General features: G+C 50.1%; 15 protein-coding genes and 1 tRNA gene. 11 read left to right on the forward strand and 5 right to left on the reverse strand.

Annotation, left to right across the window (positions count from 1 at the left end; all coding sequences use genetic code 11):
• Window positions 1-9 precede the first annotated feature (9 nt).
• Window positions 10-1,455 carry a hypothetical protein gene (locus AB8880_04785; protein ID XDZ66713.1) on the forward strand — a complete coding sequence of 482 codons (1,446 nt, stop codon included), beginning with the start codon at window positions 10-12 and terminating at the stop codon, window positions 1,453-1,455.
• Window positions 1,456-1,497: 42 nt separating this feature from the next.
• Here AB8880_04785 and AB8880_04790 read toward each other — a convergent pair whose 3' ends face one another.
• Genes AB8880_04790 through AB8880_04805 form a run of 4 tightly spaced genes read right to left on the reverse strand, consistent with a single transcriptional unit; the run spans window position 1,498 to window position 4,335 of the window.
• Window positions 1,498-2,406: an alpha/beta hydrolase gene (locus AB8880_04790; GenBank protein XDZ66714.1), complete on the reverse strand. Its 909-nt coding sequence runs from the start codon at window positions 2,404-2,406 to the stop codon at window positions 1,498-1,500.
• Window positions 2,407-2,435: 29 nt separating this feature from the next.
• Window positions 2,436-3,236 (reverse strand): metal ABC transporter permease, encoded by an 801-nt coding sequence (locus AB8880_04795; protein XDZ66715.1) that lies wholly within the window; start codon window positions 3,234-3,236, stop codon window positions 2,436-2,438.
• A 2-nt stretch (window positions 3,237-3,238) separates the two neighbouring features.
• Window positions 3,239-3,979: an ATP-binding cassette domain-containing protein gene (locus tag AB8880_04800; GenBank protein XDZ66716.1), complete on the reverse strand. Its 741-nt coding sequence runs from the start codon at window positions 3,977-3,979 to the stop codon at window positions 3,239-3,241.
• A complete protein-coding gene (locus AB8880_04805; protein ID XDZ66717.1) occupies window positions 3,976-4,335 on the reverse strand; it encodes a Fur family transcriptional regulator in 360 nt (119 codons plus the stop codon). The genes AB8880_04800 and AB8880_04805 overlap by 4 nt, the downstream gene beginning before the upstream one ends.
• 159 nt (window positions 4,336-4,494) lie before the next feature.
• Between AB8880_04805 and AB8880_04810 the strand changes: the two genes are divergently transcribed.
• The 8 genes from AB8880_04810 (at window position 4,495) to mnmC (ending at window position 12,157) form a co-directional block, all read left to right on the forward strand.
• On the forward strand, window positions 4,495-5,637 hold the full coding sequence (locus AB8880_04810) for a zinc ABC transporter substrate-binding protein (GenBank protein XDZ66718.1): 1,143 nt from the start codon (window positions 4,495-4,497) through the stop codon (window positions 5,635-5,637).
• 61 nt (window positions 5,638-5,698) lie between these two features.
• Entirely contained in the window at window positions 5,699-6,568 is an 870-nt protein-coding gene (gene mmsB, locus AB8880_04815; protein ID XDZ66719.1) for a 3-hydroxyisobutyrate dehydrogenase, read from the forward strand.
• A 3-nt stretch (window positions 6,569-6,571) separates the two neighbouring features.
• Window positions 6,572-7,687: an NAD(P)/FAD-dependent oxidoreductase gene (locus tag AB8880_04820; protein XDZ66720.1), complete on the forward strand. Its 1,116-nt coding sequence runs from the start codon at window positions 6,572-6,574 to the stop codon at window positions 7,685-7,687.
• The gene (locus tag AB8880_04825; protein ID XDZ66721.1) at window positions 7,684-8,772 is read left to right on the forward strand and encodes an isocitrate/isopropylmalate dehydrogenase family protein; all 1,089 of its coding nucleotides are present in this window, start codon (window positions 7,684-7,686) and stop codon (window positions 8,770-8,772) included. The genes AB8880_04820 and AB8880_04825 overlap by 4 nt, the downstream gene beginning before the upstream one ends.
• Before the next feature lie 11 nt (window positions 8,773-8,783).
• Window positions 8,784-9,080: a putative quinol monooxygenase gene (locus tag AB8880_04830; GenBank protein XDZ66722.1), complete on the forward strand. Its 297-nt coding sequence runs from the start codon at window positions 8,784-8,786 to the stop codon at window positions 9,078-9,080.
• A 67-nt stretch (window positions 9,081-9,147) separates the two neighbouring features.
• Window positions 9,148-9,738 (forward strand): DUF3833 domain-containing protein, encoded by a 591-nt coding sequence (locus tag AB8880_04835; GenBank protein ID XDZ66723.1) that lies wholly within the window; start codon window positions 9,148-9,150, stop codon window positions 9,736-9,738.
• Window positions 9,739-9,743: 5 nt separating this feature from the next.
• Window positions 9,744-10,277, forward strand: a complete 534-nt coding sequence (locus AB8880_04840) for an inner membrane-spanning protein YciB (protein ID XDZ66724.1) — start codon at window positions 9,744-9,746, stop codon at window positions 10,275-10,277.
• 53 nt (window positions 10,278-10,330) lie between these two features.
• Window positions 10,331-12,157 carry an FAD-dependent 5-carboxymethylaminomethyl-2-thiouridine(34) oxidoreductase MnmC gene (mnmC, locus tag AB8880_04845; protein XDZ66725.1) on the forward strand — a complete coding sequence of 609 codons (1,827 nt, stop codon included), beginning with the start codon at window positions 10,331-10,333 and terminating at the stop codon, window positions 12,155-12,157.
• Here the strand turns inward: mnmC and AB8880_04850 are convergent.
• Complete coding sequence (locus tag AB8880_04850; GenBank protein ID XDZ66726.1) at window positions 12,154-13,002, reverse strand: N-formylglutamate amidohydrolase; 849 nt, start codon at window positions 13,000-13,002, stop codon at window positions 12,154-12,156. The genes mnmC and AB8880_04850 overlap by 4 nt on opposite strands.
• Window positions 13,003-13,183: 181 nt before the next feature.
• Here AB8880_04850 and AB8880_04855 point away from each other — a divergent pair.
• A tRNA-Val gene (locus AB8880_04855) sits at window positions 13,184-13,258 on the forward strand.
• Between the two features lie 452 nt (window positions 13,259-13,710).
• Complete coding sequence (locus AB8880_04860; GenBank protein XDZ66727.1) at window positions 13,711-14,736, forward strand: LacI family DNA-binding transcriptional regulator; 1,026 nt, start codon at window positions 13,711-13,713, stop codon at window positions 14,734-14,736.
• The last annotated feature ends 155 nt before the right edge of the window (window positions 14,737-14,891 follow it).

A 14,891-nucleotide genomic window follows, 5' to 3' on the forward strand; every position in this document is an offset into this window, starting at 1 on the left:
GTCAACGCTTTGGGTAACGGTGAAGAAATAGAAGAAGTAATCAAACTTTCTATCACCGATAGCGGCGGTACGGTGGTTGAAGCATCCGAAACTGTCATCATAAAAGGACAAGAAGACCCGATAGAGTTTATCACCGCGCCTCCAACGTCAATCCGTATCGAGGAATACTCAACGACCGCACCGGGAGTCATCTATACTGCCATAGTGGACGACCCGGATAAGAACAACGAACTGAACAACATTACTTTTACCTTAGGTAGCGTTGATGGAGATGCAAGTTTATTCACTGGCACAGCCAATGGGAACTCCTATGAGATTACCTTTGATCTGCCAGACTCTGGTAAGGACTTCACCAAACCATCTGATGGCATTTATAATCTTACATTGACCGCACAGGATAGTGACGGTGTCACTGCTACCCAGCATATCAATATGGAGATTGTTGAAACTCTCTACGCCGAGATTAGCGGCAGTGTACTCGACAGCCGGGCAGGGGATGATCTCATGATCGGGAATGGCGGAGCTGATAAATTTGTCCTGACTCTTGCCGATGGTCAACGTGGCCGGGATGCTGTGCAAGATTTCGAAGATGGCACGGATAAGATACAGGTTACCGTGCCGGATCCGGTGATCCTCACGGATGCCAATTTCAAAGGTAAAATAGGAATAGACATTGCGCAGGGTATTGCTGAAACAGCAGATGAAAACCATACCATCATTACCTATGATAAGGACGGCGTGGATGAGGCGGTTGTGATGGTGCTGGAGAATGTGGCCGAAGCCAACATCACCTTTGATGATTTTGAGTTTGCCAGCCTGAGGAAGCCGAAAATCGGTACAAGCGAGGTTGACACCTTTGTCCTGACACTTGCCGATGGTGAACGTAGCCGGGATATTGTGAGAGATTTCGACGATGGCACGGATAAGATACGGGTTATTGTGGCGGACCCGGTGATCCTCACGAATGACAATTTCAAAAGTGAAATAGGAATAGACATCGCACAAGGTACTGGAACGGCGGATGCTAACCACACCATCATTACCTATGATAAAGACGGCGTGGATGAGGTGGTTGTGATGGTGCTGGAGGGTGAGACCGCAACCAACATCACTTTTGATGATTTTGAGTTTGTCAGCAGGAGGGAGCCGGTGGACGGCACAAGCGGGGCTGATAGATTTTTCCTGACCCTTGCCGATGGTGAACGTAGCCGGGATATTGTGCGGAATTTCGCCGATGGCACGGATAAGATCGAGGTGGATGTGGAAACCCCGTCCGAGATTAATTCAGGTAATTTTCTCACTAAACTGGATATCACCATCGCACAAGGTACTGGAACGGCGGATGCTAACCACACCATCATCACCTATTATCCGGATGGCGCGAATGATGTTGTGATGGTGCTGGAGAATGAAACCGCAACCAATATAACCTATGCTGATTTTGAGTTTATTTAGCGGATAAACAATTTTCAGCGCGCCGTGAATTTGCCGATAAGATCAATAGGGCCACTCTAGGCGGCTGAGCGCCGTGATGGCCGAGGTGATTTCATCAAAACTCTCTTTAGCCGCGGCGGCAGTGTGACGCCCCCTCAAAAACCCATGGGGAAGACCATCGGCAATCTTGAACGCGACCTTGCCGCCGGAAAGACCGATCTTTCGGGCAAAGTCAGGTGTGTCTGAAGCCAGCGGATCGCAGCCTGCGGCAAGCATGAAAGTCGGGGGCGATTTCCCAAGATCAGCAAGCGCCATCGGCGGCGTCAGGTTATTCCTGTTATGGGGGCAATCAAAATATGTCTGCCAGTATATCGCCACTTGTTCGGTGCTGAGAAGGGGGGCATTGGCATGGGTCATGTAACTCCCCTGATCAAGTGCGCCGCCAAGCATCGGGTAGATCAATACCTGGCCTATGGGTTTGCCCGGCCGTGCGACGGAAACCATGGCAGCGAGCCAGGCACCCGCGCTGTCCCCCGCCAGCAGAAAAGGGGTGTCATCTTCACCAAGAACGGCATCCAAAACCGCAAGACAGTCTTCGAGCGCGGCGGGATGTTTGTGTTCCGGGGCAAGGCGATAATCAACGGCAATCACTTCAAGTTGCGTCGTGTTACAAATCTCCGCGCAGATATCATCATGACTATCCAGGCCGCCGACAACAAACCCGCCACCATGAAAGTAGATTACCCGGGCATGGGCAACGCTGGTGCGATAGCGGCGGACAGGCACATCACCAAGTTTCTGATCTTCTGATGTAACCCCTTCCGGGCGACTTTTCGCAAAATGAGTGCAGAGCGATGTGTAAATTTGCCGTTGATCTTCAATCGTCAGATCATTGCGGGAATCTGGGTAGAAACTTTGGGTTGTCTCAATGAAATCCCAGGTGTCTTTATCCATCACATTGCGGTAATCCAAGATACCCTCCACAAAAAGACCGCTCTATCCTAGCGTATTTGAAGCCGGGCAGATAGAGCGCTTGCGATCATGCTGAAGGCGAAAAGACTTGTCAGGATAAGCACGATACTCGGGCCGGTGGGGATGTCTGCGGCTAGCGACAGATTGACCCCTGAAATGACCCCGATAATGCCTACAAGCACCGCCAGCAATGCCATTGTTTCAGGACTGCGAGCAAAAGGGCGTGCGGTCGCGGCCGGGATGATGAGCATTGATGTGATGAGCAGAATTCCAACCATGCGAACTGATACAGCAACAACCAGCGTCATGAGAAATAGAAAGAGTAACCGCATCCGGAAAATATCAATGCCTTCGGCGCTGGCCAGGTCTTCACTTAATGTCATGAGCACAAGGCGTGGCCAGACAGTATACACCAGGATCAGTACGAGCGTTCCACCACCAAGAATTACAGCAATATCCGTCGGCATCACCGTCAGGATATCACCAAAAAGAAGGGCATGAAGATCAACGCTAATTCCGGAGAGACTGATCAGAACTACCCCGGAGGAAAGCGCTCCATGGGCCAGTATTCCAAGAAGGGTATCTGTTGCGAGAACGCCGCGTTGCTGCAGCCAGAGTAGGAGGATTGCAAAGCCTGAACATACCAGAAGGATGCCGGTTGAAATGCCTATCCCGAAACCGAAACCGATAGCTATCCCAAGCATTGCGCTATGGGCGAGGGAGTCACCAAAATAGGCCATCCGTCTCCAGACAACAAAGCAGCCCATAACGCCGGTAACAATGGCAATACCTGTGCCGGCGATCAGTGCCATAAGAATAAAACTATCCATTGTCACTGATCCTGTGCAGCAGGGTGATCATGATCATGATGGTGATCATGGTCATGCTGATAGACGGCCATCATTCGGGCCATATCCTTACCGAAAAGCTGGATAAACTCTGGATCCCGGGTAACTGCAGTGGGCTCTCCTGAACAGCACACATGATGATAAAGGCACACAACCTTTCGGGTGGAGGCCATGACCATATGCAGATCATGCGAAACCATGACAAGGGCAATATTCCGCTCCCTGTGGACACGGTTCAAATGTTCGTAAAATGCAAGCTGGCCAGAAAGGTCAAGATTCTGGGCAGGCTCGTCAAGGATGATAAGATCAGGTCTGTTGATCAGCGAACGCGCCAGCAGAACACGCTGCCATTCTCCTCCGGAAAGGACATGGATAGACCGGTTCATAAGGGAATTAATATCGGTTTCAGTGGCAACTTCGTCCAGATCATGCTGGCTGGATCGGGTGTTCAGCTTAAGGAAAGACTTCACGTCCATCGGCAGGCTTGCTTCAGCGGTCATACGTTGCGGGATATAGCTTGTCCGCAGTCCTGCTCGGCGGCGTATCACCCCGTCATCAGGTTTCATCACGCCAGCAAGACAACGAAGGAGGGTGGTTTTTCCGGCGCCATTTGGGCCGATAATAGTCAGAAAATCTGAGGGCACAACTTCAATTGAAACGCGATCAAGAAGCGGTCTTCTGTCTCGGTATACCGTCAGATTTTCAGCTGCGATAAGCGCATTCATGCGGCATTGCCCTGGCACTGGGTGCAGGTGCCCAATATCTCAAGCGTGGTGACGGTTGGAGTAAAACGATGGTGCTTCGCGGCATTGCCAATCGCTTCAGCCAGGTCGGTATTACAACATTCTGCAGCGGTGCCACAATCGCGGCAGATCATGAAATAACAATCATGACGCTGTTCTGGATGGATGCAACCGACATAGGCGTTCATGCTGTCTATTTTATGCACAAGACCTTCATCGATGAGAAAATCCAGCGCTCGATAGACTGTCGGTGGTGCGGCGCTCATGGAAAAGTTATCTTCACTGATTTTTTGGAGAAGATCATATGCCTTGATCGGCTGATGGCTTTCCCAGATCATTTCAAGTACCCGCCGACGAATTTTGGTCAGCCTGGTTCCGTTGCGTGAGCAAATCATCTCCGCTGCTTTGAGCGCAGTCCTGCGGCAAGAACGATGATCCTGACAAAATGTCATCTTTTGGGTTCCTCTTGTTTAAGTAATGTTATAACATAACAAAAAATGATATCCACCTTTTTCCTTAACGAGGCAATTATGTTCTTACCGACCCGATTTCTGTCCAGGGTGTTGATTGTGCTTTCATTGACCCTGATGGGTACGAAGGCGGCATTGGCTGAAAATTTAAGGGTGTCTGTGAGCATCAAGCCAATTCATTCACTGGTGTCGATGGTGATGGGAGAGATGGGTGAACCCATGCTTATCATGGGTGATGGGGCATCGCCCCATGGATTTTCCCTCAAACCTTCTCAGCGCCGCATCATGGCCCAGTCAGAGGTGATTTTCATTATTCATGAGGGGATGGAAACAGGTCTCACCAAAATGCTGGAAAATAGCGATGCCAAGATCTTCCAGATTGCCTCTATCAAGGAGTTGAGTCTGTTGACTCGCCGTCGCGATGATGAGTTTATTTCGGCAGAAATCGGAACTTTTCATCGGCATGGTGATCACGATGACCATCACGATCATGATCACGATCATGATCACAAAGATCAACATGAAGATGACGATCATCAAAAGCTCGAAGATCATGACGAACATGATCATGATGGTCATGGTGGAGATGATGGCCACAAGAAAACGCATGATCACGATATGCTCGATAGCCACGATCATTATCACGGGCCTGGTGCGATCGTTGACTTTCATTTTTGGCTTGACCCACTTCGGGCAAGGCAAACGCTATTACCTATTGCGGAAATCCTGGGTGAAGCCTATCCTGCCTATGCGCCTACTTTTCTCGCCAATGCACAAAAGGCTTATGATGACCTGGGGCAATTGCATCTGGATATTCATAAGAAACTTAATGCGTATAAGGGTCAGCAGTTTATTGTTTTTCATGATGCCTATCAGTATTTTGAAAAAAGATATGATCTTAAGGTTATTTCCAGCATTCTTGATCACCATGACGGACAGATTACGCCTTCACGACTGTTGCGGTTGCGGCATCTGGTCGAAGACCATCAGGCCGATTGCATTTTTGCCGAACCGCAATATTCCTTACGGCTCGTGAATGCACTGGCAATGATCGATGATATTCCAGTTCTTGAGCTTGACCCAATTGGACAGGATATCCCTCCAGGTGCCAATCTCTATGCTACACTGATGTATGATCTGGCAGATGCTACCCGATCATGCCGTCCTTAATTGCTGTTGAGCTCTTCTCCCGTGCTGGTAAGGTGGGAATGTAATAATTGGAGGAAGTGAAATGCGCATCGGTTTCATTGGTCTTGGAAACATGGGAGCGCCCATGGCCGCAAATCTGGTCAAGGCCGGCTATGACGTAACCGGTTATGATGTTGCGAAGATTTCTATTGAAAACGTCACGATGGTCTTGACCGCAGCCGAAGCTGTATCAGGCCGGGATGTAGTCATCACCATGCTGCCAGATGGTGCGGTCCTGCGTAAGGTTGCCGAGGAAATAATTCCGCATATGGAGCCTGGGACAGGGTTTGTTGATTGTTCTACCGTAGATGTCGAAAGTGCCCGTGCTGTAGCCGAGATGGCGGAGGCTGCAGGGCTTTTACCGGTGGATGCGCCAGTATCCGGTGGTGTAGGCGGAGCCGAAGCCGGAACATTGACGTTCATGGCCGGCGGTAGCAACGATGCTTTTGAAAAAGCAGCCCCACTTTTTGATATTATGGGCCAGAAAGCGGTTCATTGCGGTGGCAGTGGTTCCGGGCAGGCCGCGAAGATCTGCAATAATATGATCCTCGGGATTACCATGATAGGAACCTGTGAAGCATTTGCTCTCGCAGACAAGTTGGGGCTGGACCGGCAGAAGATGTTTGATGTTGTAAGCACATCCTCAGGATATAGCTGGACCATGAATGTCTATTGTCCCGCGCCAGGAGTAGGCCCTAAATCTCCCGCGGATAACAGCTATCGTCCCGGGTTTGCCGCCGAGCTTATGCTCAAGGATCTCAACCTGTCGCAAATGGCCGCAAAAACCGCTAATGCCGATACACCTCTCGGTGCGGCGGCAGCGGAACTTTATCGTATATTTGTGGAGGAAGAAGACGGTCGGGGCATGGATTTTTCTGCCATGCTCCCCAGATTTGAAAAGCGTGGCCGCTAGCACATGCGCGCCGAAGCGGATTTCTGCGTCATTGGCGGCGGCATCGCGGGGATCAGTGTCGCAGCTTTGCTTTCGGCAGAAGCAAGTGTTGTTGTGTTGGAATCCGAGGATGTGATTGGTTTTCACTCAACCGGTCGCTCGGCGGCGATGTATATTGCCAATTACGGCCCTCCCGCCATACGAGTGATGACAAAACTATCGGGGTCTGTATTTGAAAATCCGGCCGGTATTACCGATGCACCTTTGCTATCGCCAAGAGGGGAGCTTATTGTCGCGCGGGAAGATGAAATTCCCGATCTTGAAAAATACCTCGATGGTAGCGAGGGCATGGAACGGATCGACGCAAGAGCGGCGGTTGATCTCATGCCAATTCTGAACCCGCAATATATCCATGCTGCCGCCTATGAAGCCGGGGCTGCAGATATAAATGTTGCAGCTTTATTTCAGGGATATGCAGCGATACTCAGGCGCCAGGGTGGGGAGATTATCACCCGAGCCAGGGTACAAGACATGAAATGGGAAAGGGGAAGCTGGCGTGTTGAAACGGCAATCGGGAAAGTCAGTGCGCCGGTTGTCATAAATGCGGCAGGCGGCTGGGCAGATCAGGTGGCAATGCTGGCTGATATAGACCCCAAGGGCATTCAGCCTATGCGGCGGTCAGCTGCCTTGATCCCGCCACCGGATGGCCATGATATCAGCCGATGGCCTCTGGTTGCTTCTGCCAGTGAAGACTGGTATTGCCGCCCAGATGCCGGCAATCTAATGGTCTCGCCTGCGGATGAAGACCCTGTTGAAGCCCAGGATATATATCCCGATGACATGGTGCTGGCCATGGGCATACACCGATTTGAAAATGCTACTACCTGCAAGGTGACGCGGGTGAGTCATCGTTGGGCAGGTCTTAGGAGTTTTGCGCCAGATCATAATCCTGTTGCTGGATTTGACCCTCAACACGCCGGTTTTTTCTGGCTGGCCGGTCAGGGCGGGTATGGTATCCAGACATCTCCTGCAATGGCTCAATATGCTTTTGATCTCCTTATGGGGCAGACGCCTACTCCCGATACGGCAACTTGCAATGCCATGTCACCATACCGTTTCAGCAAAGGGGTTGAGGCATGAAAACAAGCATTGCGGTTATCCGCGGAGATGGCATAGGCGGTGACTGCATTGATGCCGGTCTTGCGGTTATGGAAAAGGCGCTTTTGCTCAGCGGTCTTCCCACGCCTGAATGTATTTCTCTTGACGCAGGGGCAGCATATTTCACCGAAACCGGCTGCGATATTGAAAAGGGTGGAGAAGAACGTGCTGGGCAAGCAGATGCCATTTTTCTTGGTGCAATCGGTTTGCCAAAGATACGTTACCAGGATGGGACGGAGATTTCTCCGCATCTCCGTCTCAGAGATCAATATGGTCTTTATGCCGGAGTTCGGCCGGTCCGTGCTTTCCCTAATGTGCCACCAAAGCTAGTGGCGCCAGAAGCCGCCAAGATTGATCTTGTACTGATAAGGGAAAGCACCGAAGGACTTTTCTATTCTGCTGCAGTTCATGCAAGGAGCAAGGTTGAGGGGGATGATGCCGTTGAGGAAATGCTTCGGATCACCCGTTCCACTTCTGAACGGTTGCATCATTTTGCTTTTCGCCTGGCAGAAAAGCGGAAAAATCTAGGCAAAGGGCACAGCGTCACTTGCGTTGATAAAGCCAATGTCTTTAGAGCTTTTGCCTTTTTCCGAAAAATTTTTGATGAAGTTGCGGAAAATTATCCCGCTATTCCACGGCTATATTCTTATGTGGATGCCATGGCGCTTGAATTGATCCGTAAGCCATGGAGGTTTGATGTCCTCGTTACAGAGAACATGTTCGGTGATATACTTTCTGATCTTGCCGCCGGGCTTGTCGGCGGGATGGGGATGGCGCCTTGCGCGGAAATCGGGGATCATACCGGCCTTTTCCAACCTGCCCATGGAAGCGCCCCCGATATCATGGGTCAGGATAAGGCCAATCCGATTGCAACCATTTTGAGTGCAGGCTTGTTGCTGGATTATCTTGCGGAAAAATCAGGACATGCTGGGTTTGCCGAGGCGGCGGTGCGGATTGAGCGGGCTGTAGAAAGCGGTTTTGCCAGCCATGAGCTACGCCCGATTGAATTTGGTGGCAATATGGGTACAAAAGCGATGACGAAAGCAATACTCAATCATCTTACATAGAGAGTTTTAACATGTATGTCGTGACGGTCAGTTTTGAGATAAATCCAGAAAGCGTTGATGACTTTATGCGTCTCATGCGTGCACAGGCAGTGAACTCACGCCGGCTTGAGGATGGTTGCCATCAATTTGATATTGCCTATGAAGCAAACCAGCCTGATCATATTTTTCTCTATGAACTTTACAGGGACAGGGTTGCTTTTGATCTCCATCTGGAAAGTGCGCATTACCAGGAATTTGCGGCTCAAGTTGAGAGTATGATCGTAAAGAAGATCGTCAACACTTTCGATACGCACGAAGCAGGACACTAACCCTTCCCAGGGAAGCAAAGTGATCTAATTTTAGGCTATGATTGGATTTCATTCAGCGAGATTTGATATGCGCAGCCTGAAACATGCTTTTGCCACGATGATGTTAATGTTTGTGATGGCCGGTTGCAGCGAGAACAGTTTATCAGAAATGAAAGATAGAAAACCCATGTTTTCCTTGGAAGAATTCTTTGCCGGACAAACGGTGGCATACGGTATTTTCGAAGATCGTTTTGGCAAGTTGCGCCGCCAGTTCCGGGTAAACATCACGGGCAAGGTGGATGGAAATACACTCATCCTTGATGAAGATTTTCTCTACGATGATGGAGAGAAGGCAAATCGTATTTGGATGATCACCAACATGGGCAGAGATGCTGAGGGCAATATCCAGTATAGAGGTGAGGCTGAGGATATTGTGGGGGTTGCCACAGGTGCTGTTGCTGGTAACGCGCTGAACTGGTCTTATATTATTGATCTGGAAACTGGCGGCAACACACTTCGAGTCAAGTTCAATGACTGGATCTACCAGCAGGATGAGCATGTCGCAATTAACCGCGCCTATGTCAAAAAATTTGGTGTTGAAATCGGTTCCGTTACGCTTGTGTTTTTGAGGGGGAAGGCTGCAGAGACGCTTGGCCCTCTTGACCTTTCATCCTGGTAATTTCGATGCGGCTTTTCGCCTTTTTCATGGAAATACTGCCTCTTGTCGTCTTCTTTATTGGCTATGAATGGTTTGGGCTTTTTGTAGCCGCAGGGCTCTCAAGTGGTGTTGGGGTGATAATTCTTCTCCATGGCTGGATCGCTCAGCATCGAGTTGCATTTTTTCCAATTTTTACAGTGCTCTTATCGGCAACCTTCACCTTAATTGCTATCATTAGTGGGGAGGAGACATTTATCAAGATTCAGCCAACAATATTCAATGGAATTTTCAGTTTTGTCCTTCTCGTCGGCGTGATCCGCAGGATTGCTGTGATGAAGTATTTCTTTGGACAACAGTTTAATCTCGATAATCAAACCTGGATGACGTTAAGCCTTCGCTGGGGGATTTTCTTCGGTTTTCTTGCAATGGCCAATGAGCTTGCCTGGCGTAACCTTGACAGCACCGGGTGGGTATGGGTTAAGACATTTGTCTTTGCGCCGCTGAGCGGGGTGTTTATGCTTGCGCAATTGCCAATCACCTTGCGGGGGCGGATTGATTAGAGAAATCACCCCCAAGACTGGCTTGCCAGTCTCGCTTCTGCTAAGCCAGTTTTATGATTGAGCGACTTCTGCCAGCTGATGTTGAAATCGAAGACAGGAACGGGATGACCGCGCTGGTCAGTCGCCGATTTGGAGACATCTATTTCTCAATTTCGGATGGTTTGGCCGAAACACGTCATGTGTTTATAGAAGGCAATCAACTCCCCGAGCGCATGCCCGGGCGTGGTCATTTCACCATCGCAGAAACAGGGTTTGGAACAGGGCTTAATTTCCTTGCAACACTTGCCCTTCTTGATCAGTTTGGCAGCTCTGCCCCGCGACTTACATATATTGCGACAGAGCTGGCACCTCTTGATGGCAAGATGATACGAAAGTCGTTGTCGTGTTTCCCTGAACTGGCGAAAAACTGTGAAACGCTGATCACGCATCTACCACCTCGCTGGCCAGGACGGCATCGGGTCGTATTGAACGGCGGCAATGTTGTGCTGGAACTTCTTTATGGTGATAGTACCGCCATGATCAAAAAGGCAGATTTTCGCGCTGATGCCTGGTTTCTTGATGGGTTTGCTCCAGCGCTGAATCCGGATATGTGGGCAGGTGATCTGTTCGGGCTTATTGCATCCCATACCGCTGAAAAGGGAACTCTCGCCAGTTTTACCGCTGCCGGACACGTGCGTCGAGGACTGGAAGAAGCCGGGTTCCGTGTTCACCGACTTAAAGGGTATGGGGCCAAACGTCACCGCATCATCGCTGAATACGATGGCTTGCCGGAAGAAATTCCTACGCATTCAGGCCATGTCGCGGTAATCGGTGCTGGTATTGCCGGGGCCTCGGTTGCAGCAGGGCTAAGACGGCGCGGATATGATGTCACGGTGTTTGGGTGTAGTGCCGGTTCAGCTGATGGAGCGTCGGGGAACAGGATAGCCGTGCAGGCGCCTCGGCTGACGGCGACAGATACATCTGCGGCCCGTCTGTCACTTACAGCCTATGGATACGCGCGCGCTCTTGCACGGGAGAGTGGTGCAAGTGTTGCGGATAAAACAGTTCTCCTTGCCTGGAATGAGCGGGAAAAGATCAGGCAGTCCAAGCTCGCATCGCTCGGTTGGCCTGAAACTGTCTTCCGCCTGGTGGATTGCACCGAAGCAGAGGCGATTACCGGGTATAAGACAGGACTTGGAGGAATGGTATTTCCCGAAGGCGGGACCGCAATCCCGACGCGCCTTGTTCAATTTCTCCTTGGGGATATCGATTTCTGCCCTGAAGTGGTCGTTCGTTCCATCACCAAACAGCTTTCATGTTGGAAAATCCAGACGGATACCGGCCCAATATTCTCTGATATAGTGGTGATTGCGATGGGCGCAGGCTTGCCTCTTCTCATCCATCCAAAAGAGAAGGTTCTGCCTGGGTTTCAAGTAACTGCGGGGCATGTCAGCCATATACCTGATCATCTGCTTAAAGCACCCCAAAGCGGTATGAGCTTTGGCGGATATATGGCTGAGATGCCGGACGGCGGCACGGCACTCGGTGCAAGCTTTGACCATCATGATCCGGCTTTACCCATGCCAGAATTGGAAGAGATAGTCCATGAGGCTAATCTTGGGCTGCTGCCCGCCAAAATGTTGCCCTTTCCTTCTTCTGAATTTAGTAACTGGGGTGGACGGACAAGTTTGCGCCTTGCGTCACCTGATCGCCAGCCGCTTGCCGGGCAGATTGAAGACGGTCTTTTTATTTTGACTGCATTGGGCGCGCGGGGAATGGTAACCGGCCCTCTGCTTGGTGAATTTGTTGCTTCAAGGATTACAGGGGAGCCATCACCGCTTGATCTTGGGATGGAAAGGGTGGTTGATCCTTTGCGCTTTTCCACAAAGAAAAAGGCTTAGCCGTTTTTGTAGCGTGACATCATTTCATCCATTCGCATGATAAAACGGGTGAGAATGGATGCGGTTTCCTGCCAGCCATCCTTTAGCGTCTGGTTTGTTTCGTCAAGGTAGAGCGAGCGGCAGATTTCGATCTGCAACGCCGAAACCCCGTTATCCGGTTGCCCATAGTGACGAGTAATATATCCGCCAGCAAAGGGAGCATTCAGTTTTACCGTCATGCCTTCGCGGGTAAAATACGCCTGCGCTTCATTCACGATCCAGTTTAGCGTGGATTGACCGTGGTTACTGCCGATGATTACGTCGCTATGAATGCCAAACAACCCGGAAGGCATGGAATGACAGTCAATCAGCAGGGCGTGGCCTTGTGTTCTTGCCATCGTAATCAGTTTTTCAAGTTCCTGATGATATGGCCGATAGAACTGACCAAGCCTAAAATCCGCTTCGGCTGCGGGCAGGCTATCGGTATATATATCCTGTTGATTGGCGGCCTTGCTTGGAATCACACCAAGTCCTGATCTGAGATATCGTGTTACGGATTTGTTGGCAAAATGCACCGGATTATCAAACATAAGATGATCGATCTCATCAGGGTGCCGGTTCAGATCGACAAAACTGCGGGGAAATTCCGCCAGAATGAGCGCCGATGGCAGGGGTTGAAAAGTCAGGAGGCGATCCATGCCCGCATCTTCAACCTTACGCAATTCCTGAAGGGATAGATTTGACTGATGAATAAAGTGGCTTAGATATTTGCGCCCACTATGGGGGGAGGCAGCAATGACCTGGCTTTGCCGATTGCCTTTTGGCGGGATAACACAAAACGGTTGCTCCATTTGCTGGACAATCATGGCGGAGCAATCCGTTGTGATAGCATGCTGCGAAGGTGGAGTGGTCAACGATTAATCCTACAAATAAGCGGTGTATTAGCGATGCTAACATCAATTAGTTGGATTGTAGCGCGAAGATATGTAAAAAAACAATCAGCATAGGCTTGCTTCTATCTGGATTTTCGCTATGTTCACTTTCAGGGGACGCGTAGCTCAGCGGGAGAGCACTACGTTGACATCGTAGGGGTCGCTGGTTCAATCCCAGCCGCGTCCACCATTTTTATAATAATTTCAGTTTCATAAAAGGCTTAAATTAGGCCTTTTAGTCCTTCTGTTACACTGTGTCACAGGATGTTTTTATGGCGTCGATTCGTAAAAGAAGTGGACGCTATCAGGCGCAGGTCAGAATGGATCCTTCTCAAGGTCTGCAAGTTTTTCTACAAGGGCAGAGGCGCGCGCATTGGCGGCTGGCGTTTTGTGTATCTGCTTTGGGGTAAGGCCAGTTCAGAAAGATTAAAATGGCCTGCGATCCGGTGCACCTCTGTTGAAATATGCCATGGCGGCGTGTGAGTTTCGCATATAGAACCGATCTGTCTTTTGGCAACGACACAGAATAAGCCGGAGGCTCTATGGAGACTGAACAGTGCCATCTCCCCAGCGAGTATACTTAATCAACTGATTGACGTAACTCAAAAACTTTATCACATTATGGGTATGATGAGAAAAGTAGTGCGGCCAACGGTACATGATGTTGCCAATGAGGCAGGGGTAAGTCTGGCCACGGTTGACCGTGTTCTGAACCGCCGCACCGGTGTTCGTGACCAAACAGCAAAGCGGGTTTTTGAAGCTGTCAAACGCATCGGATATATCCGCGATACTTCCGCTGCCAATCTTGCACGCCAGCGTGAATATCGATTTGCAATTGTCCTGCCTGACGATGCTAGCCAATTTAACGAGACGTTGAAAAATGCCTTGCGCGAAGCTGCCGAAGCACAAATGGTCGATCGGGTATCCGTGCGGATCGTCACCGCCCCTACCGGTGATGCGCATGCCGTGGCACGAACACTGCATCATCTTCGTACCTTGCAACTGGATGGCATTGCGATCACAGCCCCGGAGACTCCTCAGGTCCGGGACGCGATTAACCGGCTCAAAAGCGATGGTATCGCTGTTGCCGCCCTGCTTTCAGATTTGCCAAGCTCAGAACGGGATTATTTTGTCGGCATCAACAGTGTTTCCGCCGGACGCACCGCCGCCCATCTCATGGGAAAGTTTTCAAATAATACAACTGGAAAGATACTTGTTGTCACGAATTCCATGATTTCCCGTGACAATATCGATCGCCGCCTTGGATTTGATGCAGTCATGCTTGCCGAGTTTTCTTCGCTCACTGTAATGCCTTCGGTCGAAACCCATAACGATCCTGAACGGGCGCGAAACATTATTCACCGAATCGTGTCCACCTACCCGGATCTGCTGGGTGTGTATTCAATGGGGCCGGGTAATCGCTATCTGATCGATATTTTCAGGGAAACAGGACGCCTGAAAGATATGGTGTATATCGTCCATGAAATTACTCCCCATACAATAGAAGCGCTGCAAAACGATGAGATTGATGTCGTCATCGCGCAGAATGTGGGGCATCTGGCCCGCAGCACGCTGCGGGTTCTGCGCGCGAAATGCGACGGCGTAGCCATTTTCGAAGCGCAAGAACGTATCAGGATTGATATCATCACCCGGGAAAACATTCCCTGATTTGCACATTAGCAAAAATTTCTGCGTTAGAATTTTTTGACATACGTATGTCATTTTTGATTTGCATGAGTTACGTACCTCAATTAATCTTTGTGTGAGTGGCACAAATAACTGGTCATGATGCCAGAGCCAAACGTGATCGCTTTATAAAACAG

This window comes from Alphaproteobacteria bacterium LSUCC0684 (assembly GCA_041228335.1).
In the GTDB taxonomy this organism is placed as follows: Bacteria; Pseudomonadota; Alphaproteobacteria; order Puniceispirillales; family UBA1172.